At 70.9% G+C, this 25,416-nt stretch carries 28 protein-coding genes; 10 read left to right on the plus strand and 18 right to left on the minus strand.

From position 1 onward, the window contains the following. Positions 1-4: 4 nt before the first annotated feature. The 4 genes from kefF to HNQ01_RS00675 form a co-directional block, all read right to left on the minus strand. On the minus strand, positions 5-556 hold the full coding sequence (gene kefF, locus HNQ01_RS00660; RefSeq protein WP_173803387.1) for a glutathione-regulated potassium-efflux system oxidoreductase KefF: 552 nt from the start codon (positions 554-556) through the stop codon (positions 5-7). A gap of 12 nt (positions 557-568) precedes the next feature. Continuing rightward, a complete protein-coding gene (locus HNQ01_RS00665; RefSeq protein ID WP_217427352.1) occupies positions 569-1,378 on the minus strand; it encodes a DNA/RNA non-specific endonuclease in 810 nt (269 codons plus the stop codon). A gap of 90 nt (positions 1,379-1,468) precedes the next feature. Further along, entirely contained in the window at positions 1,469-1,906 is a 438-nt protein-coding gene (locus HNQ01_RS00670; RefSeq protein WP_173803388.1) for a hypothetical protein, read from the minus strand. Positions 1,907-1,998: 92 nt separating this feature from the next. Then, a complete protein-coding gene (locus tag HNQ01_RS00675) occupies positions 1,999-2,868 on the minus strand; it encodes a Rossmann-like and DUF2520 domain-containing protein (RefSeq protein ID WP_217427353.1) in 870 nt (289 codons plus the stop codon). A 52-nt stretch (positions 2,869-2,920) separates the two neighbouring features. Here HNQ01_RS00675 and HNQ01_RS00680 point away from each other — a divergent pair, with 52 nt between their 5' ends. Both HNQ01_RS00680 and HNQ01_RS00685 read left to right on the plus strand, forming a co-directional pair. Then, positions 2,921-3,253 carry a nucleotide pyrophosphohydrolase gene (locus HNQ01_RS00680; protein ID WP_173803390.1) on the plus strand — a complete coding sequence of 111 codons (333 nt, stop codon included), beginning with the start codon at positions 2,921-2,923 and terminating at the stop codon, positions 3,251-3,253. Beyond that, positions 3,250-4,104 (plus strand): 2OG-Fe(II) oxygenase family protein, encoded by an 855-nt coding sequence (locus HNQ01_RS00685; RefSeq protein WP_173803391.1) that lies wholly within the window; start codon positions 3,250-3,252, stop codon positions 4,102-4,104. The genes HNQ01_RS00680 and HNQ01_RS00685 overlap by 4 nt, the downstream gene beginning before the upstream one ends. Positions 4,105-4,123: 19 nt before the next feature. Here HNQ01_RS00685 and HNQ01_RS00690 read toward each other — a convergent pair whose 3' ends face one another. Together HNQ01_RS00690 and HNQ01_RS00695 are read right to left on the minus strand one after the other, a co-directional pair. After that, entirely contained in the window at positions 4,124-6,802 is a 2,679-nt protein-coding gene (locus HNQ01_RS00690; RefSeq protein WP_173803392.1) for a bifunctional acetate--CoA ligase family protein/GNAT family N-acetyltransferase, read from the minus strand. A gap of 249 nt (positions 6,803-7,051) precedes the next feature. Continuing rightward, positions 7,052-8,194, minus strand: coding sequence for a branched-chain amino acid ABC transporter substrate-binding protein (locus HNQ01_RS00695; protein WP_173803393.1), 1,143 nt, complete (start codon positions 8,192-8,194; stop codon positions 7,052-7,054). Between the two features lie 739 nt (positions 8,195-8,933). On the opposite strand from HNQ01_RS00695, the gene HNQ01_RS00700 reads away from it, so the two are divergent. Beyond that, positions 8,934-9,353 (plus strand): SET domain-containing protein, encoded by a 420-nt coding sequence (locus tag HNQ01_RS00700; RefSeq protein WP_173803394.1) that lies wholly within the window; start codon positions 8,934-8,936, stop codon positions 9,351-9,353. Between the two features lie 109 nt (positions 9,354-9,462). Here the strand turns inward: HNQ01_RS00700 and HNQ01_RS00705 are convergent, their stop codons facing one another. Beyond that, complete coding sequence (locus tag HNQ01_RS00705; protein WP_173803395.1) at positions 9,463-11,160, minus strand: long-chain-fatty-acid--CoA ligase; 1,698 nt, start codon at positions 11,158-11,160, stop codon at positions 9,463-9,465. Between the two features lie 147 nt (positions 11,161-11,307). Here HNQ01_RS00705 and HNQ01_RS00710 point away from each other — a divergent pair, with 147 nt between their 5' ends. Together HNQ01_RS00710 and HNQ01_RS00715 are read left to right on the plus strand one after the other, a co-directional pair. Further along, positions 11,308-12,246 carry an esterase/lipase family protein gene (locus HNQ01_RS00710; RefSeq protein WP_173803396.1) on the plus strand — a complete coding sequence of 313 codons (939 nt, stop codon included), beginning with the start codon at positions 11,308-11,310 and terminating at the stop codon, positions 12,244-12,246. Positions 12,247-12,323: 77 nt separating this feature from the next. Continuing rightward, the gene (locus HNQ01_RS00715; RefSeq protein ID WP_173803397.1) at positions 12,324-12,800 is read left to right on the plus strand and encodes an Lrp/AsnC family transcriptional regulator; all 477 of its coding nucleotides are present in this window, start codon (positions 12,324-12,326) and stop codon (positions 12,798-12,800) included. A 20-nt stretch (positions 12,801-12,820) separates the two neighbouring features. On the opposite strand, the gene HNQ01_RS00720 is transcribed toward HNQ01_RS00715, so the two are convergent. The 3 genes from HNQ01_RS00720 to HNQ01_RS00730 form a co-directional block, all read right to left on the minus strand. Next, positions 12,821-13,672 carry an HDOD domain-containing protein gene (locus HNQ01_RS00720; RefSeq protein WP_173803398.1) on the minus strand — a complete coding sequence of 284 codons (852 nt, stop codon included), beginning with the start codon at positions 13,670-13,672 and terminating at the stop codon, positions 12,821-12,823. Between the two features lie 82 nt (positions 13,673-13,754). Then, a complete protein-coding gene (locus HNQ01_RS00725; protein WP_173803399.1) occupies positions 13,755-14,042 on the minus strand; it encodes a hypothetical protein in 288 nt (95 codons plus the stop codon). A 382-nt stretch (positions 14,043-14,424) separates the two neighbouring features. Continuing rightward, positions 14,425-14,964, minus strand: a complete 540-nt coding sequence (locus HNQ01_RS00730; RefSeq protein WP_286180377.1) for a helix-turn-helix domain-containing protein — start codon at positions 14,962-14,964, stop codon at positions 14,425-14,427. Positions 14,965-15,098: 134 nt separating this feature from the next. Between HNQ01_RS00730 and HNQ01_RS00735 the strand changes: the two genes are divergently transcribed. Further along, positions 15,099-15,818: a DUF2189 domain-containing protein gene (locus tag HNQ01_RS00735; protein WP_286180378.1), complete on the plus strand. Its 720-nt coding sequence runs from the start codon at positions 15,099-15,101 to the stop codon at positions 15,816-15,818. Positions 15,819-15,898: 80 nt separating this feature from the next. Then, positions 15,899-16,108 (plus strand): DUF2788 domain-containing protein, encoded by a 210-nt coding sequence (locus HNQ01_RS00740; protein WP_173803401.1) that lies wholly within the window; start codon positions 15,899-15,901, stop codon positions 16,106-16,108. Between the two features lie 46 nt (positions 16,109-16,154). Here HNQ01_RS00740 and HNQ01_RS00745 read toward each other — a convergent pair whose 3' ends face one another. The 8 genes from HNQ01_RS00745 to HNQ01_RS00780 all read right to left on the minus strand — a co-directional run bounded on the left by HNQ01_RS00745 (position 16,155) and on the right by HNQ01_RS00780 (position 22,092). After that, positions 16,155-16,439, minus strand: a complete 285-nt coding sequence (locus HNQ01_RS00745) for a YbeD family protein (RefSeq protein WP_173803402.1) — start codon at positions 16,437-16,439, stop codon at positions 16,155-16,157. A gap of 17 nt (positions 16,440-16,456) precedes the next feature. Then, positions 16,457-17,608, minus strand: a complete 1,152-nt coding sequence (locus tag HNQ01_RS00750; RefSeq protein ID WP_173803403.1) for a D-alanyl-D-alanine carboxypeptidase family protein — start codon at positions 17,606-17,608, stop codon at positions 16,457-16,459. An 86-nt stretch (positions 17,609-17,694) separates the two neighbouring features. Continuing rightward, complete coding sequence (locus tag HNQ01_RS00755; protein ID WP_173803404.1) at positions 17,695-18,312, minus strand: alpha/beta hydrolase; 618 nt, start codon at positions 18,310-18,312, stop codon at positions 17,695-17,697. Next, positions 18,309-18,638, minus strand: a complete 330-nt coding sequence (locus HNQ01_RS00760) for a (2Fe-2S) ferredoxin domain-containing protein (protein ID WP_173803405.1) — start codon at positions 18,636-18,638, stop codon at positions 18,309-18,311. Before HNQ01_RS00760 ends, HNQ01_RS00755 begins: the two co-directional genes overlap by 4 nt. Before the next feature lie 18 nt (positions 18,639-18,656). After that, positions 18,657-19,823 (minus strand): VanZ family protein, encoded by a 1,167-nt coding sequence (locus tag HNQ01_RS00765; RefSeq protein ID WP_286180379.1) that lies wholly within the window; start codon positions 19,821-19,823, stop codon positions 18,657-18,659. A gap of 9 nt (positions 19,824-19,832) precedes the next feature. Beyond that, on the minus strand, positions 19,833-20,273 hold the full coding sequence (locus HNQ01_RS00770; RefSeq protein ID WP_173803406.1) for a CopD family protein: 441 nt from the start codon (positions 20,271-20,273) through the stop codon (positions 19,833-19,835). A 76-nt stretch (positions 20,274-20,349) separates the two neighbouring features. Continuing rightward, the gene (locus HNQ01_RS00775; RefSeq protein WP_246606962.1) at positions 20,350-20,634 is read right to left on the minus strand and encodes a PsiF family protein; all 285 of its coding nucleotides are present in this window, start codon (positions 20,632-20,634) and stop codon (positions 20,350-20,352) included. 114 nt (positions 20,635-20,748) lie between these two features. Further along, positions 20,749-22,092: a serine/threonine-protein kinase gene (locus HNQ01_RS00780; protein WP_173803407.1), complete on the minus strand. Its 1,344-nt coding sequence runs from the start codon at positions 22,090-22,092 to the stop codon at positions 20,749-20,751. A gap of 97 nt (positions 22,093-22,189) precedes the next feature. On the opposite strand from HNQ01_RS00780, the gene argS reads away from it, so the two are divergent. From argS to HNQ01_RS00795, 3 genes are read left to right on the plus strand one after another with little or no spacing between them, the layout of a single operon-like run. Further along, positions 22,190-23,875 carry an arginine--tRNA ligase gene (argS, locus tag HNQ01_RS00785; protein ID WP_173803408.1) on the plus strand — a complete coding sequence of 562 codons (1,686 nt, stop codon included), beginning with the start codon at positions 22,190-22,192 and terminating at the stop codon, positions 23,873-23,875. Between the two features lie 31 nt (positions 23,876-23,906). Further along, positions 23,907-24,560, plus strand: coding sequence for an SPOR domain-containing protein (locus tag HNQ01_RS00790; RefSeq protein WP_173803409.1), 654 nt, complete (start codon positions 23,907-23,909; stop codon positions 24,558-24,560). 56 nt (positions 24,561-24,616) lie between these two features. Beyond that, positions 24,617-25,288 carry a thiol:disulfide interchange protein DsbA/DsbL gene (locus tag HNQ01_RS00795; protein ID WP_173803410.1) on the plus strand — a complete coding sequence of 224 codons (672 nt, stop codon included), beginning with the start codon at positions 24,617-24,619 and terminating at the stop codon, positions 25,286-25,288. Positions 25,289-25,416 lie beyond the last annotated feature (128 nt).

Here is a 25,416-nt window from a genome sequence, read left to right on the forward strand (position 1 = left end):
CGGATCAGTCTCCTCGGGGGCCGGCGGGCACCGGCGCGGTCAGGCGGTGGACGAACTCGCGCGCATGCACCGCCAGCGCCGCGTCGTCGATCGACGCGGCGCCGTGCAGCACCATCGGCGCACGCCAGCGCATGCCGCACAGCGCGGCGACGCGCTCGTAGGGGCGCAGGAAGTCGGCGAAGTCATGGCCGTGGCGTCCGCCGGGGCGGTAGTCGCGCGCATGGCCGCCGGTCGACAGCACCGGCCAGAGCTCCTTGCCCTGCAGCGCGCGCCCGCCGCGCCCATGCGCCCAGCCCGGCAGCAGCACCTCGTCGAGCCAGAGCTTCATCAGCGCCGGCATCGAGTACCACTGCACCGGATGCAGCCAGACCAGCCGCGCGGCGGCCTCGACCGCGCGCTGCTCGGCCTCGACGTCGATGACATAGTCCGGCCACAGCGCGTAGAGATCGCGCACCTCGACCTCGGGCCGGGCGCGCGCCTCCTGCGCCAGCCGGCGGCAGATGCGCGAGTGGCGCAGCTCGGGATGGGCGAGCAGGACGAGGATCGGGGCGGACATCGGCCGGCCCGTTCAGTCGAGGCTGCAGCCCGCCGGCAGCGGCCAGCTCGCCTGCGGCTTCATCGCCTTGAGCGCGGCCGACGCGCTGATGCGGACCTGGTCCGCGCCCAGGCGCCGCTCCAGCTCGGCGATGCTGACGATGTAGCCGTCGAGCGGCCCCAGTCCGGCAGTGTTGGGGATCAGCCAGGCGATCGCCTTCTGCGCGCCGGTGGCCGGATCGGTGGTGATCAGCGCCTTCCACAGGTATTCGGGCGTGCGGATGCCGTGGCTGGACAGGAAATAGTCGTTCGAGGGATCGCTGTAGACCACGCCGCCGTAGACCTGCACCGGCGCGATGTCGCGGTAGCACTCGGCCACGGTCTCGGCGTCGAGCCAGATGCCGCGGTTGAAGCTCGACACCTGCGGCACGATGTTGCTCATGAAGTTGGCGCGGCGGATGTAGGTGGCGTCGTAGTCCATGTGATTGGACATCACCAGGTGGCCGCGGTCGTAGCCGGCATGCACGCTCTCGTAGCTGGCTGTGCTGGTCTGCTGCAGGCAGCCCGCCGGCAGCATCGTGTCCAGCGTGAAGGACGCCGGCCGCGCGACGCTGCCGTTGTCGGCCTGCAGCGTGTAGCGGTAGTGCAGCGCGGTGCGGTCGGTGCAGTCGTAGATCAGCCGGTAGCCGCCGTAGTCCTGGTCGATGATCCAGTGGCCGGTCGTGTCGTCGGTGGCGATGGGGCTCTCGGCCTCGGTGCCGTCGCCGCCGCCGCAGGCGGCCATCACGATCGCGGCCAGCGCGGCCAGGCCGGCGCGCAGCAGGCGCATCGGAACAGGAGTCATGTGCAAATCCCCGGGCTTGATGTCGTGTGAAGAACGGTCAAGCCGGAATTAGACCGCAGTGGCCGGCCTCGGGCCGCCCCGAGGGCCACCTCAGGGACCGCTGCCGGAGCGGCAGTCGGCGGTCTGGCCGTAGGCGACCCGCCCGCCGGCGCCGGCGCAGCGGTGCACCGGCACCGGTGGCGGGGTGGTCGCTGCGGCCGGCACCTCGGCGGGCGCCGGCTCCGGCGAGGGCGGCCGCGCCCCTGGCTGCAGCGGGCCTGCGGCCGCGGGATCGGCGGCCTCGACGACCGGACGGACGGCGCGGGTGACGCTGCGCCCCTGCAGCAGCGGCCACCAGCGCTCGCTGCGCCAGGCCAGCAGCGCGACGACGGCCAGGCCCAGCACCGCCGCGGTCCGCCGTCCGGGCAGGAACCACGGCCGCGAACGCCAGACCGGCCGGTAGCCCTGGGACACCGGGTAATGCCGCCCGCGGCGTCCGGGCAAAGGCAGGTCCGGCGGGTCGGGAGGAGGCACGGCGGCAGGGCTCATGGCGTCACGTCTCGAGAAGCGCTGACGGGAGAGATGGTGCCACCGTCCGCGCCGCAGCGGAACCACGATGCGGATCGCGGCGGCGCCGGGCCTCAGGGCCCGATCCGGTCGTTCAGGCGCGCGGCGGCCGCCTCGTCGAGCCGGCCCGCGGCCTGCGCCAGCGCGACCTGCGGACGCGCCAGCCCGCGGTAGAACGCCGCCTCGGGTGCCCCGATCGCCTCGAGCGCGGCCAGGTGCGCGGCGACGACGCCCGCATCGCCGCGCGCGATCGGCCCCGACACCGTCCCCGCCAGGCCCCGGCCCTCGACGGCATCGAGCGTGCCGCGCGCCAGCGGCAGCAGCGCCGCCAGCGCATCGGACTCGTCGACGCCGAAGGTTTTCCACAGGCCGGCCGCCTGCGCCAGCACCGGCAGCAGGAAGCTCGCCGCATAGCCGGCCGCGACGTGATAGCGCACCCGCATGCCCGGCGGCAGCACGATCGGACGCAGGCCGAGCCGCGCGGCGAGCCGGTGCAGCACCCGCGCGAGCTCGCCGTCGGCCTCGATCGCCGCGGTGCTGCCGCGCAGCCGCTCGGCCGCCTGCACCGGATCCGAGAAGATCTGCAGCGGATGCAGCCCGCCGGTGGCCGCGCCCGCTTCGGCCGCGGCAGCCAGCGCCGCCACCTCGGTGGCGCCGCTGCAGTGCACCACCTGGTGGTCGGGCCGCCAGCGCAGCGCCCGGGCGGTCGGCGCGATCGCGTCGTCCGGCACGGTCAGCAGCACCAGCACCGCACGGTCCGCCGCCGCCTGTGGAGAACAGGGCTGTGGACAACTTTCGGGCCAGCCCGCGCCGAGCGCCTCGCGCCGGCTGCCGACGGCCGCGACGGCGATGCCGGCCCGCGCCAGCGCGATCGCCAGCGCCTGCGCGACCCGCCCGGCACCGACCAGCGCGATCGGCGGCAGCGCGTCCGGGGCTGTGGACAAGTCGGGGGAAGAGTGGCTTGCATTCATGTCCGCATCATGCACACTGGACCGCATGGATATCCACAGCCTGCAATCCCGCCTGCGCGCCTTCTCGGCCGAACGCGGCTGGGACCCCTACCAGACGCCGAAGAACCTCGCGATGGCGATGGTCGTCGAGGCCGGCGAGCTGGTCGAGATCTTCCAGTGGATGACGCCGGAGCAGTCCAGCCAGGTCGGCGCCGATCCGGCGGTGCGCCAGCACATCGGCGAGGAGATCTCCGACGTGCTGGTCTACCTGCTGCAGATCGCCGACCGCTGCGGCATCGACCTGGAGGCGGCGGTCGAGCGCAAGATCGCGCTGAACGCGCGCAAGTACCCGGTCCCGCCCCCGACCGCACCGCGATGAGCGACCCCGCGCTGCTGCCGGCGATCGTCGACGGGCACGACGCCCGGGCGCCGGCCCGACTTGTCCACAGCCTGCGCCACACCGGCTTCGCGGTGCTGACGCATCACCCGCTCGATGTCGCGCTGCTGCAGGCCGCCCATGCCGAATGGGACGCCTTCCTGGGCTCGCCGGCTGTGGACAACTATCCCTTCGATCCGGTCCTGCAGGACGGCCACGTCGGGCCGGAGCGCTCCGAGACCGCACGCGGCCATGCGCAGCGGGACCTGAAGGCCTTCTTCCACCACTATCCGGACGGACGTTATCCCCAGGAGGTGAGCGATGCGGCGCTGCGCTGCCGGGCACAGGCCGAGGCGCTGGCGGTGCAGCTGCTCGGCTGGGTGCAGCAGGAACTGCCCGAGGCGGTGCGCGCACAGCTGTCCGAGCCGCTGCCCGACATGATCGCCGGCAGCCGCCGCACGCTGCTGCGCATCCTGCGCTATCCGCCGCTGCGGGGCGACGAGCCCGCCGGCGCGCTGCGCGCGGCCGCGCACGAGGACATCAACCTGCTGACGGTGCTGCCGGCGGCGACCGCGCCGGGCCTGGAGGTGCTGGGCCGCGACGGCCGCTGGCGCCCGGTGCCCTGCGATCCCGGCATGCTGGTCATCAACACCGGCGACATGCTGCAGGAAGCCACCGGCGGCTGGCTGCCCTCGACGACGCACCGCGTCGTCAACCCGCAGGGCGACGCGGCCCGGCGTCCGCGCGTCTCGATGCCGCTGTTCCTGCATCCGCGTGCCGAGGTGCGGCTGTCGGCGCGCCACACCGCCGGCAGCTACCTCGAGGAGCGGCTGCGCGAGCTCGGCCTGAAGTGATCCCCCGGCCCGAGCCGCCTCACAGCGCCTTCACGACCAGCTTGAAGTCCGGATCCTCGGGGAAAGAGCGCACCGCGTAGCCCAGGCCGCGCATCAGGCGCAGCATGTTCGGGTTGTTCGCCAGCACCAGGCCCTCGATGTGGGCCAGCCCCTTGTCGCGCGCGAAGTCGGCGATCGACAGCATCAGCCGCGAGCCCAGGCCCTGGCCCTTGTAGTCGTCCGACACCACCAGCGAGAACTCGCAGGTCGTCTGGTCCGGGTTGGTGATGTAGCGCGACACGCCGATGATCTTCTCGGTCTCGACGAACTCGCCGTCCTCGCCCAGCACGCGGTCGGTGTGCACCGCCACCAGCGCCATCTCGCGGTCGTAGTCGATCAGCGTGTAGCGCGCCAGCATGCGCGCGGGCAGCTCGTGCATCGCGCTGGCGAAGCGGAAGTAGCGGCTCTCCTCCGACAGGCTGCGGGTGAAGGCCTGCAGCATGTCGGCGTCGTCCGGGCGGATCGGCCGGATGGTGTAGAGGTCGCCGCCCTTCATCGGCCATTCGCGCTCGTAGCGGCTCGGATAGGGCAGGATCGCCAGGTGCTGGTAGTCGCGCGCGGTCGGACCGGCGTGGTCGATGACGATGCGCGCATCCACCGCGACCGCGCCGCTCTCGTCGACGATGATCGGGTTGATGTCCATCTCGCGCAGCTGCGGCAGCTCGCAGACCATCTCGGACACGCGCAGCAGGATCTGCTCGACCGCCTCGAGGTCGACCGCGGGCGACCCGCGCCACTCGCCCAGCATCGTGGCGATGCGGGCGCGCTCGATCAGCCGGCGCGCCAGGAACTGGTTCAGCGGCGGCAGCTCCATCGCGCGGTCGGCGATCAGCTCGATCATCGTGCCGCCGGCGCCGAAGGTGATGACCGGGCCGAAGGGATCGTCGGTGGTCAGGCCGATGAAGATCTCGCGCCCGCGCCGCTTGGCCGCCATCGGCTGGATGGTCACGCCGTTGATGCGCGCCTTGGGCTGAACCCGGCGCACCGCGGCGAGCATGTCGTTGAAGACATCGCGCACCTGCGCGGCCGTGCTGACGTTCAGCGCCACGCCCTGCACGTCGGACTTGTGGCTGATGTCGGGCGAATCGATCTTCAGCGCCACCGGGTAGCCGAGCTGGCTGGCGATCAGCATTGCCTCGCCGGCGGTGCGCGCCAGCATGGTGCGCGTGACCGGGATGTGATAGGCCGCCAGCAGCGCCTTCGACTCCATCTCGGTGAGCACCTTGCGCCGCTCGGCCAGCACGCTCTCGATCAGCAGCCGCGCGCCTTCGGTGTCGGGCGTGGCCAGCTGCGACAGCGGCGGCGGCGTCTGCTGCAGCAGCTGCTGGTTCTGGTAGAAGTTCGCGACGTTGGCGAAGGCGTCCACCGCCGCCTCCGGCGTGCGGAAGGTCGGGATCAGCGCGCTGTTGAGCTTGATGCGCGCGTCGCGCACCCGCTCGTCGCCCATCCAGCAGGTCAGCACCGGCTTGGCCATGTGGTGGATGTGGTCGCAGACGACCTGCGCCACCCCGTCCGGATCGCTGTCGAGCTTGGGGCTGTAGATCACCAGCACGCCGTGGACCGAGCGGTCCTTCGCGCAGGCCTGCAGCGCGGCCTTGAACTGCGCCGGCGTGGCTTCCTCGCCGAGGTCGATGATCGAGTCGAGCGTGGCATGGGGCGCCAGGTTCGCGGCCAGCTCGGTGCGGCTGGTGTCGACCAGGTGCGCGACGTCCAGCCCCATCTCGTTGGCCCGGTCGGCCGCCAGCACCGCCGGCCCGCCGCCGTTGGTGATGATCGCCAGCCCCTTGCCGACCGGCTTGTAGCGCGAGGCCAGGCACTTCGCGGCCGAGAACAGCTGCGTGAACGAGCGCACCCGCACCACGCCGGCGCGGCGCAGCGCCGCCTCGAAGACGTCGTCGGAGCCGACGATCGCGGCCGAGTGCGTCAGCGCGGCGGTCGAGCCGGCCGGCTGGCGGCCGGCCTTCATCACGACGACCGGCTTGGCGAACGCGGCCGCGCGCAGCGCGCTCATGAAGCGCCGGGCGTCATGGATGCCTTCCATGTAGACCAGGATGCTCTGCGTGGCCGCGTCGTTGGCCAGGAAGTCCAGCACCTGCGGCAGGTCGACGGCGGTGTTTGCGCCCAGCGAGACGACGGTGGAGAAGCCCACCGCGTTGCGCGCGGCCCAGTCGAGAATGGACGCGGTCAGCGCGCCCGACTGGCACACCAGCCCGAGCGGCCCCGGCGCGGCGAGCCGGCCGGCGACGCTGGCGTTGAGCTTGAGCAGCGGGCGCTGGAAGCCCAGCGAGTTCGGCCCGAGCAGGTGCATGCCGTGGCGGCGCGCGATGTCGTGCAGCTCGCGGCACTGGCTGCTCGGCAGCCCTGTGGACAACACCAGCGCGGCGCGGCAGCGGATGCGCCCGGCGATCTCGACCGCCGCGGCGATGCGCTCGTGCGGCAGCGCGATGACGGCCAGGTCCGCCCGCGAGTGCGCCAGATCCGACAGCGTGCCGGTCATGTCGACGTCGAGGAAGTTCAGCGAGCCGCCGAACCCGCCGGCGCGCAGCTCCGCGAGCATCGTGCGTGTCAGTGCGGGAGCCTCTTCGAGGTGATCGGGATGGCCGGCGAAGACGACGATGGACTTCGGGGCGAACAGGGGGGTGAGGAAGTGATGGTCCACGGGACGGCGTGCGTGGTGACGGGGTCAGCTCGCAGCATACGGCAGGCCCCTTGCCGAAACCGTGCCTGCGCCCGGACATTTGCGCTGGGACAAGCGGCAGGCGCCAGAGAAGTCTCGCGCCGGCGCTTCGTCTTCAAGACGACGCAGCCCCGACCTGTCCACAACAGGCGCTGTGGACAAGTCGGGGCCGCAGGGTGCGTCGGACGCCATGGATCGCGGTGACCCGCGATCCGGCGTCAGGGACCCGCCTCAGCGCACGACGGCGATCTGCTCGCGGTTGCCACCCTTGTAGGTGTACATCGTCAGCGCGCCGTTCTTGATGTCGCCCTTCTCGTCGAAGGTGATCGTGCCCGTCACGCCCTTGTAGCCCGTGGTCTTCGCCAGCACCGGCAGGTACTTCGCCGGGTCGCTCGAGCCCGCCTTCTCCATCGCCGCCACCATCACGTTCACCGAGTCGTACACGTACGGCGCGTAGATCTGCACGTCCGCGTTGAACTTCGTCTTGAAGCGTGCCTTGAAGTCGTCCATCGCCTTCTTCTGTTCGCCCTCGACGCCGCCGGCCTCCGCGCACACCACCTGCCCGTCCTCCATCGCGCCGCCCGACAGCTTCGGCAGCTCGCCCGTGCAGATGCCGTCGCCGCCCATCAGCTTCGCCTTGATGCCCAGCTGCTTCATCTGGCGGATCATCGGGCCCGCCACCGCGTCCATCCCGCCGAAGAACACGATGTCCGGCTTCTTCGCCTTCAGGTTGGTCAGGATCGCCGTGAAGTCCGTCGCCTTGTCGTTCGTGAACTCGCGCGCCACCGTCTTGCCGCCCGCCGCCTTCACGCCCTTCTCGAACTCGTCGGCCACGCCCTGGCCATAGGCCGTGCGGTCATCGATCACCGCGATCGACTTGCCCTTGAGCGACGTCACCGCGTACTTGCCCAGCGTCCCGCCCAGGTGCACGTCGTCCGCCACCACACGGAACGTCGTCTTGAAGCCCTGGCGCGTGTACTTCGGGTTCGTCGCCGACGGCGAGATCTGCGGCAGGCCCGCGTCGCTGTAGATCTTCGACGCCGGAATCGACGTGCCCGAGTTCAGGTGGCCCACCACGCCGGCGACCTTCGAGTCCACCAGCTTCTGCGCCGCCGCCGTGCCCTGCTTCGGGTCGCCGCCGTCGTCCTCGGCCAGCAGCTCGAACTTCACCTTCTTGCCGCCGATCGTCACGCCCTTGGCATTGAGCTCGTCCACGGCCATGCGCGCGCCGTTCTCGTTGTCCTTGCCCAGGTGCGCGATGCCGCCGCTCGTCGGGCCCACATGGCCGATCTTGACCACTTCCTGGGCCGAGGCGGAACCTGCGGCAGCCAGCAGGGCCAGGCCAGCGAGAGCGACATTGAGCTTGTGATTCATCTGGAAGTCTCCGCAGAGAGAAGAGAAGTTGGGAAAGTTGAGCCCGTCCTCTTTCAAGATGCATGCCAGTGGTCCGAGCGGGTGCCTGCGCTCCCTGTTTCCTGGCGACCCGGCATCGGGAGTCCTGCATTCCCTCAAGACCTGAAGACCCTTGCAGGCCACGGTGCCGTGCAAGCGCTCCTGCCTTGCCTGGGCTGCTGGCCTTCTTCCTGCTTGCATTGCGTCGGCTCCTGCGGGTGCTGTCCGCGCGCGGTCTGCGTCTTCCCTGTCTTCTTCCAACGGGCATGAGCCTCTTCTCCTGCCCGGGTTTCCCCCAGAAAGTTATCCCTGTCTTCTCTTGTCTTTTAAAGATAGTTCATAGTAGTAGAGGAGCCTATTTTTTGTGGGTAACCCTGTTTTTTCTTTGTGAATCAACGGGTTGAGTCACCTGGAAGTCTGTGGATGACCCAGTGGAGCAAGATGGGAGAGAGTGATAACAACTTCGGGACGCGCCGGATTTCCCGAAGTTGTTCCCGATCTGTCCGCTGCTTTCCCACAGGGTTGTCCAGAGCCTGCGACCGGTGCGCATTTCTGCGCGTTCCGGCCGTGAAGGATGCCGCGCTTGTCCACAGCTTCTTCTTCACGGCACTGGACAACTCGCATTCATCCACAGCTTGTGCCCAGCCTTCTGTGGACAAGCGCGGGCGGGCGGTGACGGCAACCCGTACCATCGCGGCTTTTGCCGATCGGGGATCCGTCCATGGGCACGCCTGCCAATCCACAGAAATATGTTGTCCACAACGCGCCCAGCCAGATCGACGGCACCGGCGCCTTTGCCGGCGAGGCCATCCCGGCGCGGCGCAAGATCGGCGAGATCCGCGGCGAGACCATCAGCGTGCATGAGGCCTGGGAGCGCGTGAAGCATGTCGAACGGATCATGATGATCGAGATTTCGCCCAGAAGAGCGGTCGATGCGTCCCGTTCGAGCGATCCGCTGCGATTCACGAACCACTCCTGCACCCCCAATGCGGTGCTGCGCATCCGCCAGGGCCGCATCGAGATCTACGCGATGCGCGACATCTCGCCCGGCGAGGAGATCACCTGCAACTACGGCGAGACCCACCACGAGGGCGGGATGCGCTGCCAGTGCGGTGCGCCCAACTGCGTGGGCAAGCTGTGAACAACCGGTGAGCAGCCGGTGGACAGCCCGGGCCGGCCGGTGGATATCGGCCGGCCCGGCGTCTGCGGGCGGTGGACAAGTCGGTGGACAAGTGGCGGAAAGCCGTCCCTCAGGCCGGGCGGCGCAGCTCGCGGCGCAGGATCTTGCCGACGTTGCTGCGCGGCAGCGACTCGTGGAACTCGATGCGGCGCGGGCACTTGTAGCCGGTCAGGTGACGGCGGCAGTGCTCGGCGATCTCGCGCTCGTCGACGGCCGGATCGCGGCGCACCACATGGAGCCAGACCGCCTCGCCGGAGTGCTCGTCGGGCATGCCGACGGCCGCGCACTCGAGCACGCCCGGATGCATGCTCGCGACCTGCTCGATCTCGTTCGGATAGACGTTGAAGCCTGACACCAGGATCATGTCCTTCTTGCGGTCGACGATGCGCACCTGGCCGCGCTCGTCCATCACGCCGATGTCGCCGCTGCGGAAGAAGCCGTCGGCGCTCATGACCTTGGCGGTCTCGTCGGGGCGCTGCCAGTAGCCGGCCATCACCTGCGGGCCGCGGATGCAGATCTCGCCGGCCTCGCCGAGCGGCAGGTCGCGGCCCTCGTCGTCACGGATGGCGATCTCGGTGGAGGGCACCGGCATGCCGATCGTGCCGGTGAACTCGTGCAGGTCGAGGCGGTTCGCGGTGGCCACCGGCGAGGTCTCCGACAGGCCGTAGCCCTCGGCGATCGGGCAGCCGGTGACCCTGAGCCAGCGCTCGGCGGTGGCGCGCTGCACCGCCATGCCGCCGCCGTTGCTGACGGCCAGCGCGGAGAAGTCCAGCCGCGCGAAGGCGGCATCGTTCGCCAGCGCGTTGAACAGCGTGTTGACGCCCGGAAAGAGATGGAAGCGCTGGCCGCGCAGCGCGTCCACCAGCGCCGGCAGGTCGCGCGGGTTCGGGATCAGGATCAGCCGCATGCCCAGCCGCACGCCGAGGAAGAACGACAGCGTCAGCGCGAAGATGTGATAGAGCGGCAGCGCGCACACGCCGGTCAGCGGCTCGGTGCCGAAGGCCTGCAGCCGCGGCGCGAACCAGGCTTCGCACTGGCGCACGTTCGCCACGATGTTGCGGTGCAGCAGCACCGCGCCCTTGCTCACCCCGGTGGTGCCTCCGGTGTACTGGAGGAAGGCCACGTCGTCCGGACGCACCACGACGGGGCGCACCGTCTGCCCCCGGCCCTGTCCGATCGCGTCGCGCCAGCGCGTCACGCTGCGGCCGCCGTCGAGCGGCAGGCTGAACTCCGGCACCATCCGGCGCACATGGCGGACCGCGAAGTCGACGAGCCGGCCCTTCCAGGCCGGCAGCATGTCGCCGGTCGAGGCCAGCAGCACATGGCGCACCGGTGTCTGCGCGATCACCGCCTGCAGCGTCGCGGCGAAGTTCTCGAGCAGCACGATCACCTCGGCGCCGGCATCGCGCAGCTGGTGCTCGAGCTCGCGCGGGGTGTAGAGCGGATTGACGTTGACGACCACGCCACCGATGCGCAGCACCGCGGCGATCGCGACCAGGTACTGCGGCACATTGGGCATCATCAGCGCGACCCGCGTGCCCGGCACGACGCCCTGCTGCTGCAGCCAGGCCGACAGCGCCACCGCGTCCCGGTCGATCGTCCCGAAGCGGGTCGTCGCGCCGAGGAAGAGGGCGGCCGGACGCGCGGCGTGGCGCCGCAGCCCGTCGTCGATCAGGTCGACCAGCGTGCCGGCATCGCTCAGGTCGAGTTCGGCCGGCACGCCGGGCGGGTAATGCGCCAGCCAGGGGCGCTCGGGGAGCGTGTCCATCGTCATGTCTCCGGTGCTGTGTCTTGACGGCCCGGATTGTTCGAGTACCGCGTGCCGGTCCGCCTCCGGGCAAGCCCGCAGCGGCGCGCCGGAGCTGTCCCTCTCGGGACAGGACGGGCATGATCCGGACCGAAGGGGGACAAGGACATGGTCGCGTGGGCGCTGCGGATCGTCGTCGGCCTGGGGCTGATGCTGGCGCTGTTCTGGCCGCTCCATGCGCTGCGCGCCGGGCTGGGACCGCTGGCGACCTGGGGGCCGCCGCTGCTGGTGCTGCTGCTGCACCCGCTGGTGCTGCTGACCGAGGGCGTGCTGGCCGCGCTGCTGCACCGCGACGACCCGCTGCCCCGGCCGGGGCCGGTGGCGAGGCTGCGGGCCTGGCGGGCGGAGTCGCGCTGTTCGCGGCGCCTCTTCCTGCTCGAGCAGATGCTGCGCGAGCACCGCTGGCCCGATCGGCCCGTGCCGCTGTCCCAGGCGGCCGGCCGGCGCGGCGTGCTGCTGGTCCACGGCCTGCTGTGCAGCCGGGCGGTCTGGAACGACTGGCAGCCCTGGCTGCAGGCGCGTGGCGTGGCGGTGATCGCGCCGAGCCTGGAGCCGCCCTTCGTGTCGATCGACGCCCATGCCGACCGCATCGACGCGGCGATCCGTCATCTGGCCGAGACGACGGGCCGCCCGCCGCTGCTGGTGGCCCACAGCATGGGCGGGCTGGTGCTGCGGGCCTGGCGGCGCTCGCGCCTGGCCGCAGGAGAGCGGCCGGAGGAGGTCGATGCCCGGGTCGGGCCGGTCGTCACGATCGGCTCGCCGCATCGCGGCACCTGGCTGGCCACGCTCGGCGCCCTGCTGCCCAATGTCCGCCAGATGCGCCGCGGCAGCCGCTGGCTGACCGCGCTGGCGCAGTCCGAGTCGGCCGCCTGGCGCGAGCGGCTGGTCTGCGTGCGCAGCGACTGCGACACGATCGTCTTCCCGCCGGCAGGCGCGCGGCTCGACGGCGCCGGCCAGGATCTGCTGCTGCCGGGCCGGGGCCATCTGGACATGCTGCAGGACCCGCGGCTGCACCGCCTGGTGCAGGAGCTGCTCGATGCGCCGTGAGCGATCCGCAACATTGGTACCAAACAGATTCAGGCCGGATTCAGGATGAGTGGCACTGGAACTGCAATGATCCCGGCATGGATCATCCGGATCATGCCCTTGACGCGATCGATCGGCGCATTCTCGAGGTGATGCAGCTGCAAGGCCGCATCACCTTCGACGAGCTCGCCGCCCAGGTGCAGTTGTCGGCCTCGGCGGTGCTGCGCCGCGTGCGGCGTCTCGAGGAGGCCGGTGTCATCACCGGCTATGCGGCCATCGTGCCGCCCGAGCGGCTCGGACTCGGGCTGACGGCGCTGGTCGACGTGCGCCTGGCACCGCCCGGCGAGGGCTGCGGCCCGGCCGAGCGCTTCCGTGCCGCGGCGCAGGACTGGCCCGAGGTGGTGGAATGCCTGCGCCTGGGCGACGGCATGGACTTCCAGCTGCGCGTGACCGTGCGCGACGTGGCCGACTACGGCCGCTTTCTCGACGAATGCCTGCTGTCGCGGCCCGAAGTGCGCGACTGCCGCAGCCGCATCGTGCTGGCGCAGGTCAAGTCGGGGCGTCCTGCGGTCTGACGGGCGGCGGCGGAGCGGGCTCAGCCCAGCGCCTGCTGCGCCAGCCGTTCGGCCGCCGGTGTCGACAGCGTCAGCCAGCCGGCCAGTTCCTCGAGCTCCTCGAGCGTCAGGCCGGCAGGAGGCTCCTGGCCGGCCTGCTCGACCACCCGGCCGGCCAGGGCCAGCAGGCGGCGCTGCGGCCGCAGCAGCAGCAGTCGGCCCTGGGGGGCGGTGGCGGCCTGTCCGTCCTGCGGCGCCAGGAGCGTGCGCAGCAGCTCCGGCATCTGCCAGTGGCGCATCAGCGCCTGCAGCAGTTCAGCCAGGCTGCAGCCGAGCACCTGCCGCTGCCGGGCTTCGTCCGGATCCTGCCCGAGCTGACGGGCGATGTCGGGGGCATGGCACCACAGCAGGATCTCGGCGCTGTCGCCGAGCAGCGCGGCGACCTGCAGGGCGGCGGCATGCGAATCGCCATGCTGCAGCTCGAACTCGGTGACGACCCGCGCGATGCGCCAGGACCGGGCCATCAGCCGGCGCACCGCCGACAGCTGCTCCGGCGAGCGGGCGAGCAGATCCTCGACAGTGCGCAGCCCGGCGGGCGGAAAGGCACGGAAGAACGGGCCGATGCCCATCATCACGACCGCTGCGGTCACGGTGTGGACGTCGGTGACCTGCTGGCTGCCCCGGTGGCGCGAGAGGTGCGCGAGCACGCGCAGGGTCATCAGCGTGTCGCCGCCGATCGCATCGGCGATCATGTGGGCGTCGACGCTGCCGCTGCGCTCCTCGAGCAGGGCCAGGTCGGTGAGCTGGTCCACGGTTTCGGCCAGGACCGGGATCGGCTCGGCGCACAGCCGGGCGCTCCAGGCGTCGGGGTCGGTGAAGAAGGTCGTGGGCATGTCCGGTTCCGCGTCAGACGGCGATCCGGCCGATGCTAGTGCGGCCGGCGGCGCCTGGTTGCCCCCGGCATGCACGCGACGCTCACGAGCGTGACGAATCCGGCATCAGGCAGATCAGTTCGCCGTGGCGATAGAGCGCCTCGAAGCGCCTGCCGTCGAGCTCGACGCTGCGGACCTCCATTTCCGCGCCCTCGCTGGCGCAGGCCTCCATCGCGGCCAGATCCCGATTGAGCCGGGCGGTCAGGCGGTTGCGGCGCAGTCGCATCAGTCGCAGCCAGGAGCGCAGCGCGAAGAAGCGCGAGCGCGGTGCGGTGGCGGACTCCGGCGAGGCGGGGCGGAGCAGAGGCGTCAGGGGCAGCAGCGAGTTCATGGCGGATCCTGCAATACGTTCAGGTATCAGTGGGCGGGGAGGTGCTCGGTACGGTCATTCGGTTCGATGAACTGGAAATCGATCGGGGTTTCATCGGATTCACGCGCATTTCGGCGAAACAGGAACAAATGCCACGCAGGCGGACCTGCAATGCGGCGGCTCGCCCGGTCCGTGGGCGGACCGGTGCAGTCGTTCTGGAAACCGGGAAGCGTCAGTATCTGGGGCACATGCTAAACGACCCTTTATCAGGTCGTGAAGCCCCCCCAAAGATGGACATCGCCCCAGGTCGGATACCCGGAAATTGTTCCTTTTCCGGGGGCGGGTTTTCCCGTGGCGAACGGTCAGATACTGCGCGGATCGCGCGGTGAGGTCTGCGGCGGACTCAGCGCCGCGGTCGCAGCGGCGCGACACGGCCGCTGAACTGGGTCCACAGGGCGGAGTCCTCGGCCTCGCGCGCGGGCGTGGCGGGCACCGGGGCCGGGGCCGGCGCGGGCACGGCAGCGGGCAGGGGCTGGCCGATCAGGTCGAGCAGGCGCTGACGTGCGCGCTGGGGCTGGCGGCGGTAGTAGTCGAGCACCAGATCGACGATGAAGCGCTCGTCCGCATCCCTCGGCCCCTGCGGCGTCGGGGCAGGCTCGGGCGTGGCGGTGGCGGCAAGGCTCCGGGTCTGGTCGAGCCAGCCCGAGGGCTTGCCGCAGGCCTGCTCGAACTGGCGCGCGAGCCGGTCGCCGATCTGGCGCGAGCGGCTCTTGATCTGGCTCCAGTAGCTGGGCTGGATGCCGAGCCGCTCGGCGAAGCGGCGCTCGAGGCCGAGCAGCGCCGCGGCATCGGGGGCGCTGACGGTGGCGCGCACGTATTCGTCGAAGAGCGCCAGCGCGTTGCGGTATCGCAGCGTGGCCAGATCCGGACCGGTGAACATCATGGCGCCATCATAGGCCGCGGCGGACCTAGGAGCAGCACGGGTATCGTGGTCTTGCATCCGGTCCTACGATGCGGCGCATGAATGCCCACGCCGTTGCTGCCCTGCCCGTGCGGATCCTGAGGCCCCTGCAGCCGATGACCTGGCTGGAGCGTGCGTGGCACGATGTCCGCGAGGCTCCCGCGGTCGGCTTCGGCCACGGCGCGCTGATGGCGGCGTTCGGCCTGCTGGTGATGATGGTCGGGCGAGACCGCTTCTGGCTGATGGCCGGCTCGCTGTCGGGTTTCCTGCTGGTGGCGCCGATCCTGGCGACCGGGCTCTATGCGGTCAGCCGCGCGCTCGAGCGCGGCGAGTCGGCCGACTGGTCGACGGTGCTGGCGGTCTGGCGCTCGCTGGATCGGCGGCTGGTCACCTTCGGGCTGCTGCTGGCCGCGGCCGGCACCTGCTGGGTGATGACCTCGGCCGCGCTGATCACGCTGCTGTCCTCGCAGCCGGTGCTCACGCCGATCGACTTCCTGCGCCATGTCGTCGCGAACCGCGAGTCCTGGCTGTTCGAGATCTGGCTCGGGCTCGGCAGCCTGCTGGCCGCGCCGGTCTTCGCGTCGAGCGTCATCGCGATCCCGATGCTGGTCGACCGCCCGATCGGCGTGGGCGACGCGGTGCTGGCGAGCTGGCGCACCGTGCTGGAGAACCCGGTGCCGATGGGCGTCTGGGCGGTGCTGGTGATGGGGTTCACGCTGCTGGGCCTGGCCTCGCTGATGTTCGGCCTGGTCTTCGTGATGCCGATGCTCGGCCATGCGAGCTGGCATGCGTACCGCGATCTGCTGCCGCCGGAGCCCGCGGGCGTGGCGCGCTGACGACGTCGTAGGGGCCGGCAGGGCCGGGTGGCGCGTATCATCGCGGCCGCCCTTCACCCACCCCGCTCGCGCGCCTGCCCATGTTCGGCTACACCGAGGAACAGCTCGCCCAGTTCGGTCTGACCGTCGGTGTCAGTGCCTTCATCCTGTACATGCTCTTCATCGTGCTGCAGCTCGCGCGCGAGTCGAAGGCCGGCAAGTTCGGGACCTTCATCCTGTTCGTCGTGCTGGCCTTCGGCATGCTCGGCTTCGTCGCCAAGAGCATCATCGCCTGGGTCATCGGGATCTGACCCGGGCGCGGCCCCACGGACACCTCGCAGGTGTCTCGCAGGGGCCTCACAGCACCATCTTGACCATCGGGTGCGTGGTCAGCGTGCGGTAGAGCTCGTCGAGCTGCTCGCGGCTGGTCGCCTGGATGGTGATCGTCAGGCCCAGATAGTTGCCCTTGGCGCTCGGGCGATGCTCCATCGTTTCCGGGTCGAAGCCCGGATCGAACTGCAGCGCGACCTGCGCGATCGCGGCCGCGAAGCCCTCGACATGCAGGCCCATGACCTTGATCGGGAAGGCGCAGGGATACTCGATCAGCGACTGCTCGGGCGGAATGACGGGCGGGGTGTGCATCTCGGGTTCTCCTTGCTTCAGCGCATCCACAGGCGCAGCTGGTCCCAGGCGCGACCGAACATGCCTGCCTGCGCGACCGGCTCGAGCGCGGTGACCGGCACCTCGGCGAGCACGCGCGTGCCCGACATCACCTTCAGCGTGCCGACCTGCTGGCCCTGGTTCAGCGGCGCGATCAGCGGATCGGTGCGCACGAGCTGGGTCTTGACCTGCGCGGCCTCGCCGCGCGGCACCGCGACGGCCACCGGCGTCTGCGTGCCCAGCTTGACGCTGGCGCTGGCGCCCTTCCAGACCTCGGCGGTGGCGATGGCCTGGCGCGCGTCGTAGACCTTGACCGCGTCCCAGCTGCTGTAGCCCCAGTTCAGCAGCTTCTGGCTCTCGACCGCGCGGGCCTCCTTCGACGAGGCGCCGACGACGACGCTGAGCAGCCGGCGCGGCCCGTTGGGCAGGTCGCGCTTGGCGGTGGCGATCAGGCAGTAGCCGGCCGCGTCGGTGTAGCCGGTCTTCAGGCCGTCGACGCTCGGGTCGCGCCACAGCAGCAGGTTGCGGTTCTGCTGCGTGATCTTGTTGAAGGTGAATTCCTTGATCGAGTAGTACTTCACCTCGCCGGGGAAGTCCTGCAGCAGCCGCGTGGCGATGATGCCGAGCTCGCGCACCGTGCTGACATGGCCCGGGGCCGGCAGGCCTTCGGGATTCTTGAACTGCGAGACCTTCAGGCCGAAGGCCTGGGCCTGGCGGTTCATCATCGCGACGAAGTTCTCGACCGAGCCGCCGACCGCCTCGGCCAGCAGCACGGTGGCGTCGTTGCCGCTCTGCACGATCATGCCCTTGATGAGGTCCTCGACCTTCACCTTCGTGCCGACCTGGATGTACATGCGCGACGCGTCGGTCATGCCGGTGCGCCAGGCGCGCTCGGAGACGGTCAGCTCCTGGTCGAGCGCGAGCTTCCTGTCGCGCAGCGCCTGGAAGACCAGGTAGGCGGTCATCAGCTTGGTGAGCGAGGCGGGCTCGACGGTGGTGTCGGCCTCGCGGGCGGCCAGCGGCTGGTTGGCGCTCAGGTCGAGCAGCACGTAGGCGCGCGCGGCGATCTCGGGGGCCTGCGGCAGCGACTGCGCGGACACGGTCTGCGGCAGCAGCGCGGCCAGCGCGAGGGAGGCGAGAAGTCGTTTCATCGGAGCAGTCGGAATCGTTCGTGCGTGTTGGAACACGCGGGCGGCCCGCCGGTTCCCCGGCGCGGCGGCGGTGAGGTGCAGGCCGGTCAGCGCCAGCTGCGCACGATCAGGTCGCGCAGCTGCGTGAGCTGGCCGTGGAAGAAATGGCCGGTGCCGGGCATGACGATGACCGGAAGCTGCTGCGGCCGCGCCCAGTCCATCGTCGCCGACAGCGGCACCACGTCGTCGGCCTCGCCGTGGATCACCACGGTGTCGGGCGGCACGTCGGCCGGGCGCGCGCGCTGCGTCGACGGGCCGACCAGCAGCAGGCGCGAAGCGCGCTCGTCGCCCTCCAGCCGCGCGGCGGCCAGCGTCGTGACGTAGGCGCCGAAGGAGAAGCCGCCCAGCGCCAGCGGGCGCCCGGGCAGGCGGTGCGCGGCGATCACCGCAAGCAGGTCCTCGCTCTCGCCGCGGCCCTCGTCGTGCGTGCCCTCGCTGGCGCCGACGCCGCGGAAGTTGTGGCGCACCGTGCGCAAGCCCATCTGCAGGAAGGCGCGGGCCATGGTCTGCACGACCTTGTTGTCCATCGTGCCGCCGAACAGCGGATGCGGATGCGACAGCACCACCACGCCGGCCGGCGCCTCGCGATCGGCCGGGTGGTCGATCGCGATCTCGATCGTGCCGGCCGGACCGGCGAGCCGGGCGCGTTCGGTGTGCGCGTTCATCGGCCGACGTCCTCGCCCAGCACCAGGCGTTCGACGACCTGGCCGTTCTTCAGGTGCGACTCGACGATCTCGTCGATGTCGCTGCGGTCGACGAAGGTGTACCAGGTCGCGTCCGGGTAGACCACCGCGACCGGGCCGCCGGCGCAGCGGTCCAGGCAGCCCGCCTTGTTGACGCGCACCTTGCCCGGCCCGGCCAGACCGGCGGCCTTGACCTGCTTCTTGCAGTGGTCGAAGGCTGCCTGGGCATCGTGGTCGGCGCAGCAGGACTCGCCGTTGTCACGCTGGTTCAGGCAGAAGAAGATGTGGCGTTCGAAGTAGCTGCTCATGGACACGGATTGTAGGAGTCACCCTGATCGCGGCGGGGTCGCGGGGGCTCGGATGCGGTGGGGCGCGGCGACCTGGATCAGCAGAAACAGCAGCGCTGCGAAGGGCCAGATCCAGCCGATCCACTGCGCCACGCCATGGAAGCGGATGAAGCGACCGCGCTCCCAGCCGTCCAGGCTCAGCGCGAAGTAGGGGTCGTCGCCGGTCTGGCTGATCAGCGCGACCAGCAGCGTCAGCGCCATCAGGCCGAGCGCCGCCACCAGCCGGCGTGGCAGGAAGGCCATCGCGGCGCCGACGACCAGGCCGATCAGCAGGCCCGGCAGCACCGGCGGCGTCAGCCAGGACAGCGCATGTTCCGGTCCGAAGTTCAGCAGCGTCGACAGCGTGGTCGCGCCGACCCCGCCCAGCAGCGCCAGGCCCAGCGTCACCAGCCGGTGGCGCACCCTGCGCAGCATCACGAAGCTGACCCAGCAGGGCGCGAGCAGGCCGAGCGCGACCGCGATGACCTCCACGCCGGGCGATATCGAGGCGTGCGGATCGGGCTGCGGCACCCAGATCTGCAGCGCGCTGCCCTCGAGCACGGTGTCGAGCGCGTCGAGCAGGCGCTCCAGCCCCTGGCCGGTGGCCAGCGGCACGGGCGGAGGGAACAGCAGCCCGATCGGCCAGGACAGCAGCAGCGCCAGGCCCAGCGTGCCGTGCGGCACGAAGATCACCTCGCGCAGGCGCTGCCAGTGCGCCAGCACGCCCAGGCGCAGCAGCAGCAGCGCCGTCAGCGCGCCCACCAGCGCGCCGGTGCTGTTCATGATCCAGTCGTGACGCGAGGGCACGCGCACCGGCAGGCCGTACTGGATGCACTCCATCAGCAGCGACAGCAGCGAGCCGCACAGCGCGGCCTTCAGCAGCGTCGGCAGCGGCCGGTGGCCGTCGCGCAGCCAGCCCAGCGCCAGCAGCAGGCCCAGCGGCAGGTAGGCGACGAAGTTCGACCACAGGTCGAAGCGGCTGTGGCGCTGCTCGGGCAGCCACAGCAGGTCCGCCCAGCCCTGGCCGGGAAGCAGCACCGGCAGCCGCCACGGACCGAAGGGGTGCAGGCTGGCGTAGACGATCAGCGCCGCCCACAGCCCGGCCAGCGGCCAGGACGACGAACGATGTCCTTCCGGTGACGAGGGCAGCCCGGCCGGCGACATCATCGCGGGGGATCAGAAGGGCTTGAAGACGACCAGCGCGACGATCGAGGCGAACAGCAGCACCGAGATCTCGTTGTAGACGCGGAACCAGACATGGCTGCGGCGGTTCTCGGCGCGCTCGAAGCCGCGCAGCAGTCGCGCGTTCATGTGGTGGAAGCCGATGACGCCCAGCACCAGCGCCAGCTTGGCGTGCAGCCAGCCGTTGCCCGGGCCGCGCCAGAACGGCCAGCCCAGCCACAGCGCCACGCCTGCCGCCAGCGCCACCACCATCAGCAGCGTCGCGAAGCGCTGCAGCTTGCGTCCCATCAGCAGCAGCCGCTCGCGCTCGGCGTGGCTGTCGGGCGCGACCATCGCCAGGTTCACCAGGATGCGCGGCAGGTAGAACAGCCCGGCGAACCAGCTGGCGACGACGATGATGTGCAGGGTCTTGAGCCCCAGATAGAGCGTGTCCATGAGGGCTCATGATACGGCCGGCCTTCCGGCCCCGTCCCGGCCAGGGCGCTGCGGCGCCGGCCGGCGGATGTCGATGTCAGCCGGCGTCCTTGACGCACTTCTTGACGAAGCTGGCCTTGGCGGCTCCGGCGAGCTTCTTCTCGGCGGCCTTGCCCTCGCAGGAGGCCTGGGCGGCCGAGGGGGCGGCGGCCGCACCGCTGTCGCGCTCGCACTTCTTCATGAAGCTGGCCTTGGCCGCGCCGGCGAGCTTCTTCTCGGTCGCCTGGGTGGCGCAGGTGGCATCGGCCGCGTGCGCCAGCGGCGCGGCGGCGGCCAGCGCCAGGACCAGCAGGGCGAGCGGCTGACGGATCTTCATCTTCATCATGAGGGCCTTCCCGTGTCGAGGGGTACGGAGAGGCCATTGGAACGCCGCATCACCCGGGCGGCAAGCGGGTGTTCCTGAAGAAGTGCTGAACAGCCACGGCGGCGGCGTCGTTCACAGGATGCGGCGCGGGTGCGCCAGCGCTTCGTGCGCGGCGTGCAGCCGTCGCACCAGCACCCGGATGAAGGCCTCGTCGAACAGGTGCCGGGTGGCCGGGCTCAGCCGCGCGAGCGACTCCGGCGTGAACGAGATCGTCGTGGCGGTGTCGGTGACGATGACATCGGTGCTGTGCACCCGCAGCTCCGGGTTCGGCGCCAGGTAGGCCATCTCGCCGACCGAGGTGCCCGAGCCCAGCACCGCCACGCGCCTGCCGTCGCGCCAGACCTCCAGCGTGCCGGTGGCGATGATGTGGAAGGTGCGCCCCTCCTCGCCGCGCCGGTACAGCGCCTGGCCGGCGGGCAGGCGTTCCCAGCGGGCGCGGTGCACCACCTCCCACAGCGCCACGTCGCCGAAGTGGGTGAAGAAGTCGAGGGTGCGCAGCAGCGTGAAGCGCTCGGAATCGAGCACGCCCTGCACCGCCCCGCGCGGCACGTGCTGCATCGTGATCAGGCCGGAGAGCGCGTCGCCGACCGCGTCCCACGAGGGATAGCGGTCGTCGGCGCGCTTGGCCAGGCAGCGGCGCACCACCTGATCGAGCGCCGGCGTGACCCCGGTGCGCACGCTGACCAGCGAGGGCGGCTCGACGTGGCAGATCTGGTGCATCAGGCTGGCCTGGCTGGAGGCCTCGAAGGGCGCGTGGCCGGCGATCAGGTGGTAGAGCACCGCGCCCAGGCCGTAGATGTCGGCCCGCGCGTCGAGCTCGGCGCCGTCGAGCTGCTCCGGCGACATGTAGGCCAGCGAGCCGACGCGGTGGATCTGCGTCTCGTCCGAGCGCAGGTTCAGCGCGCTGCCGAAGTCGGTCAGCCGGATGTCGCGCACCTCGCGGTCGGTGCCCAGCGTCAGGATGTTGGCCGGCTTGACGTCGCGGTGGATCAGCCCCTGGCGGTAGCAGTAGCCCAGCGCCATCGCGCACTTGAAGCCGATTTCGACGATCTGGTCGAGCGGCAGCAGGTGGTCGGGCGCGCAGAAGGCGCGCAGCGTCGTGCCGGGCACGTACTCCATCACCACGTAGGGCTCGTGCGGGTCGGGCACCGCGTCGAGGATGTCGACCACGTTGGGGTGATGCAGCCGCCCGGCCAGCGCCGCCTCGGAGGCGAAGAAGCGCGCGAAGACATGCGCGTCGGTCGCGTCGCCCAGCACGCTGGCGCGCACCCGCTTGACCGCGACCTGGCGGTCGTTGAACTCGTCGTGGCAGAGGAAGACCTCGCTGGTCGTGCCCTCGCCGAGGCGGCGGATCACGCGGTACTTGCCGATGCGCTGCGGCGGGTCGGAGAGTTCCGGGTCGGAAAGATCGATCATCGGCGGCGGGCTCGGACAGGGACGGTGATCTTTTCACCGGCCCCTGCCCGACACAAGTGCGGATTGCTCGGCCGACCCGCCCCGTAGAATCGCCCCCATGATTCAAGCCAAAGAGCAACTCCTCGCCGCCCTCGGCGACGCGCTGGCCGAGATCGCGCCGGGTGCGGCGATCGAGCCCGCCTTCGAAAGCCCGAAGCAGGCCGCCCACGGCGATCTCGCCTGCACCGCCGCGATGCAGCTGGCGCGTCCGCAGAAGAAGAATCCGCGCGAGCTGGCCGGTGCGCTGATCGCCGCGCTGCAGGCCCGCCCGGCGGTGCAGCAGTGGGTCGAGGCGATGGAGATCGCCGGCCCCGGCTTCATCAACATCCGCCTGAAGCCCGCCGCGCGCCAGCAGGTCGTGGCGCAGGTGCTGGCCGAAGGCGCCGGCTTCGGCCAGGCCGCGGCCAACGGCCGCAAGGTCATGGTCGAGTTCGTCTCGGCCAACCCGACCGGGCCGCTGCACGTCGGCCACGGCCGCCAGGGCGCCCTGGGCGACGCGCTGTGCAACCTCTACGCCTCGCAGGGCTGGCAGGTGCACCGCGAGTTCTACTACAACGACGCCGGCGTGCAGATCGCCACGCTGGCCAACTCGACCCAGTGCCGCCTGAAGGGCCTGAAGCCCGGCGACGCCGAGTGGCCCGAGTCGGCCTACAACGGCGACTACATCCAGGACATCGCCGACGCCTTCCTGGCACGGGCCACCGTCAAGGCCGACGACCGCGAGTTCACCGCCTCGGGCGATCCGGACGACCTCGACTCGATCCGCCAGTTCGCCGTCGCCTACCTGCGCCACGAGCAGGATCTCGACCTGCGCGCCTTCGGCGTGCGCTTCGACCACTACTACCTCGAGTCGAGCCTGTACACCTCGGGCCGCGTCGAGGAGGCGGTGGCGAAGCTGGTCGCCGCCGGCAAGACCTTCGAGGAGGGCGGGGCCCTCTGGCTGCGCTCGACCGACTACGGCGACGACAAGGACCGCGTGATGCGCAAGTCCGACGGCGGCTACACCTACTTCGTGCCCGACGTGGCCTACCACGTCCACAAGTGGCAGCGCGGCTTCGACAAGGTCGTGAACGTCCAGGGCTCGGACCACCACGGCACGATCGCGCGGGTGCGCGCCGGCCTGCAGGCGGCCGGCGTCGGCATCCCGACCGGCTGGCCCGACTATGTGCTGCACAAGATGGTCACCGTCATGAAGGGCGGCGAGGAGGTGAAGATCTCCAAGCGCGCCGGCTCGTACGTGACGCTGCGGGACCTGATCGAGTGGACCAGCCGCGACGCGGTGCGCTTCTTCCTGATCAGCCGCAAGGCCGACACCGAGTTCGTCTTCGACGTCGACCTGGCGCTGAAGGCCAACGACGAGAACCCGGTGTTCTACGTGCAGTACGCGCACGCGCGCATCTGCTCGGTGCTGGAGAAGTGGAAGGCCGAGCACGGCGGCGACCCGGCCGTGCTGGCCACCGCCGACCTGTCGGTGCTGGACGCGCCGACCGAGTTCGCGCTGATGAACAGGCTGGCCGAGTACCCCGAGATGCTGGCGCGCGCCGCCGAAGGTCTGGCGCCGCACGACGTCGCCTTCTACCTGCGCGACCTGGCCTCGGCCTACCACAGCTACTACGCCGCGGTGCGCTTCCTCGACGGCTCGGCCGCCGCGATGGCCGCGCGCATGGCGCTGCTGCAGGCGACCGCGCAGGTGCTGCGCAACGCGCTGGCGGTGCTGGGCGTGAACGCGCCCGAGCGCATGTGAGCCGCCCGGCGGCGCGATGACGAGAACGGTGATGGCATCGAAAGCGAAGACTCAGCGCGGCGGCTTCGGCGTCGGCATGGTGGTGGGGCTGCTGGTCGGTCTGGTGCTGGCGCTGGGCGTGGCGATCTTCGTCACGAAGGCGCCGGTGCCCTTCATCGACAAGGTCCCGCAGCGCACCCCGGAGCAGGACGCGGCCGAGGCGGAGAAGAACCGCCAGTGGGATCCGAACGCGCCGCTGTACGGCCGCAATCCGGCCCGTCCGCAGGCGCCGGCCCAGCCGGCCTCGCGCGCGGCCGAGCCGGAACCCGATCCGATCGCCGCGTTCGCCGACCGTGACCGTCGCCCGGCCGAGGCCGCCAGCGCGCCGGCGCCGGCCCGTGCCGCCTCGAAGGCCGCGGCCCGCGCCGAGCCCCCGGCCGCGCCGGCCTCGGCCGTGGCGGGCGACCCGTATGTCTACTTCGTCCAGGTCGGTGCCTACAACAGCGCCGACGAGGCCGAGCAGCAGCGCGCCCGCCTGGCGATGAACGGACTGAAGGCTCGCGTCACCGAGCGCGAGCAGAGCGGCCGGGTCATGCACCGGGTGCGCCTGGGCCCCTACGACAGCCGCGAGGACGCCGAGCGCATGCGCGACCAGGTGTCGGCCGGCGGCAACGGCGACGCCGCGCTGGTGCGCGTGCCGCGCTGAACCTTCCGCCCGGCGCGGAGTCCGAGCCGGGAAACCCCATCGAAAGGAAACATCGCATGAAGCGTCGCGAGTTCGTCGTCGGCAGCATCGCCACGGCCGCCATCGGCGGTCTGGCCACCGGACCGGTGGCTGCCCAGGGCGGCTTCCAGGAAGGGCGGCACTATGTCCGCCTGCAGCAGCCGGTGCCGGTGTCGGTGCCGCCGGGCAAGTTCGAGGTCATCGAGTTCTTCTGGTATGGCTGCCCGCACTGCAACGCCTTCGAGCCCACGCTGGCGGCCTGGGTGAAGAAGCTGCCGGCCGACGTGGTGTTCCGCCGCGTGCACGTGGCCTTCCGCCCGAGCTTCGAGCCGCTGCAGCGGCTGTATGCCTCGATCGAGAGCCTGGGCCTGATCGACCAGATCCACGGCAAGGTCTTCCACGCCATCCACCAGCAGGGCCTGCGCCTGGACAAGCCCGAGGCGGTGATCGACTTCGTCGTCGCCAACGGCGTCGACCGCGCGAAGTTCACCGAGATGTACAACTCCTTCGGCGTGCAGACCAAGGTGCGCCAGGGCCGGCAGCTTTCGGAGGCCTACAAGATCGACGGCGTGCCGGCGCTGGGCATCCACGGCCGCTACTACACCTCGCCGTCGCTGGCCGGCGGCGAGGGCGTGCCCGAGCCCGAAGGCCAGGTGCGCGCGCTGGCGCTGACCGACCAGCTCGTCGCGAAGCTGCGCAAGGGCGGCTGATCGCGCCGGCGCTCCGCCCGGAGCGCCATCGCCGGCGCCGGGCCTCGGCATCATGCCGATGACAGGCGGGGCATCGAGGGCTACAATGCAATTTTCATGCCTTCGATGATCCGCTGATGGCTCTGCTC

The sequence above is a fragment of the Sphaerotilus uruguayifluvii genome (assembly GCF_013294065.1).
Lineage (GTDB): Bacteria > Pseudomonadota > Gammaproteobacteria > Burkholderiales > Burkholderiaceae_C > Sphaerotilus > Sphaerotilus uruguayifluvii.

What these genes read in the sequence shown, in the direction of transcription:
- kefF (WP_173803387.1), bottom strand. Translation starts at nt 556, where the DNA reads ATGTCCGCCCCGATCCTCGTCCTGCTCGCCCATCCCGAGCTGCGCCAC.
- HNQ01_RS00665 (WP_217427352.1), bottom strand. Translation starts at nt 1,378, where the DNA reads ATGACTCCTGTTCCGATGCGCCTGCTGCGCGCCGGCCTGGCCGCGCTG.
- HNQ01_RS00670 (WP_173803388.1), bottom strand. Translation starts at nt 1,906, where the DNA reads ATGAGCCCTGCCGCCGTGCCTCCTCCCGACCCGCCGGACCTGCCTTTG.
- HNQ01_RS00680 (WP_173803390.1), top strand. Translation starts at nt 2,921, where the DNA reads ATGGATATCCACAGCCTGCAATCCCGCCTGCGCGCCTTCTCGGCCGAA.
- HNQ01_RS00685 (WP_173803391.1), top strand. Translation starts at nt 3,250, where the DNA reads ATGAGCGACCCCGCGCTGCTGCCGGCGATCGTCGACGGGCACGACGCC.
- HNQ01_RS00695 (WP_173803393.1), bottom strand. Translation starts at nt 8,194, where the DNA reads ATGAATCACAAGCTCAATGTCGCTCTCGCTGGCCTGGCCCTGCTGGCT.
- HNQ01_RS00700 (WP_173803394.1), top strand. Translation starts at nt 8,934, where the DNA reads ATGGGCACGCCTGCCAATCCACAGAAATATGTTGTCCACAACGCGCCC.
- HNQ01_RS00705 (WP_173803395.1), bottom strand. Translation starts at nt 11,160, where the DNA reads ATGGACACGCTCCCCGAGCGCCCCTGGCTGGCGCATTACCCGCCCGGC.
- HNQ01_RS00710 (WP_173803396.1), top strand. Translation starts at nt 11,308, where the DNA reads ATGGTCGCGTGGGCGCTGCGGATCGTCGTCGGCCTGGGGCTGATGCTG.
- HNQ01_RS00715 (WP_173803397.1), top strand. Translation starts at nt 12,324, where the DNA reads ATGGATCATCCGGATCATGCCCTTGACGCGATCGATCGGCGCATTCTC.
- HNQ01_RS00720 (WP_173803398.1), bottom strand. Translation starts at nt 13,672, where the DNA reads ATGCCCACGACCTTCTTCACCGACCCCGACGCCTGGAGCGCCCGGCTG.
- HNQ01_RS00725 (WP_173803399.1), bottom strand. Translation starts at nt 14,042, where the DNA reads ATGAACTCGCTGCTGCCCCTGACGCCTCTGCTCCGCCCCGCCTCGCCG.
- HNQ01_RS00730 (WP_286180377.1), bottom strand. Translation starts at nt 14,964, where the DNA reads ATGATGTTCACCGGTCCGGATCTGGCCACGCTGCGATACCGCAACGCG.
- HNQ01_RS00735 (WP_286180378.1), top strand. Translation starts at nt 15,099, where the DNA reads ATGACCTGGCTGGAGCGTGCGTGGCACGATGTCCGCGAGGCTCCCGCG.
- HNQ01_RS00740 (WP_173803401.1), top strand. Translation starts at nt 15,899, where the DNA reads ATGTTCGGCTACACCGAGGAACAGCTCGCCCAGTTCGGTCTGACCGTC.
- HNQ01_RS00745 (WP_173803402.1), bottom strand. Translation starts at nt 16,439, where the DNA reads ATGCACACCCCGCCCGTCATTCCGCCCGAGCAGTCGCTGATCGAGTAT.
- HNQ01_RS00750 (WP_173803403.1), bottom strand. Translation starts at nt 17,608, where the DNA reads ATGAAACGACTTCTCGCCTCCCTCGCGCTGGCCGCGCTGCTGCCGCAG.
- HNQ01_RS00755 (WP_173803404.1), bottom strand. Translation starts at nt 18,312, where the DNA reads ATGAACGCGCACACCGAACGCGCCCGGCTCGCCGGTCCGGCCGGCACG.
- HNQ01_RS00760 (WP_173803405.1), bottom strand. Translation starts at nt 18,638, where the DNA reads ATGAGCAGCTACTTCGAACGCCACATCTTCTTCTGCCTGAACCAGCGT.
- HNQ01_RS00765 (WP_286180379.1), bottom strand. Translation starts at nt 19,823, where the DNA reads ATGATGTCGCCGGCCGGGCTGCCCTCGTCACCGGAAGGACATCGTTCG.
- HNQ01_RS00770 (WP_173803406.1), bottom strand. Translation starts at nt 20,273, where the DNA reads ATGGACACGCTCTATCTGGGGCTCAAGACCCTGCACATCATCGTCGTC.
- HNQ01_RS00775 (WP_246606962.1), bottom strand. Translation starts at nt 20,634, where the DNA reads ATGAAGATGAAGATCCGTCAGCCGCTCGCCCTGCTGGTCCTGGCGCTG.
- HNQ01_RS00780 (WP_173803407.1), bottom strand. Translation starts at nt 22,092, where the DNA reads ATGATCGATCTTTCCGACCCGGAACTCTCCGACCCGCCGCAGCGCATC.
- argS (WP_173803408.1), top strand. Translation starts at nt 22,190, where the DNA reads ATGATTCAAGCCAAAGAGCAACTCCTCGCCGCCCTCGGCGACGCGCTG.
- HNQ01_RS00790 (WP_173803409.1), top strand. Translation starts at nt 23,907, where the DNA reads ATGGCATCGAAAGCGAAGACTCAGCGCGGCGGCTTCGGCGTCGGCATG.
- HNQ01_RS00795 (WP_173803410.1), top strand. Translation starts at nt 24,617, where the DNA reads ATGAAGCGTCGCGAGTTCGTCGTCGGCAGCATCGCCACGGCCGCCATC.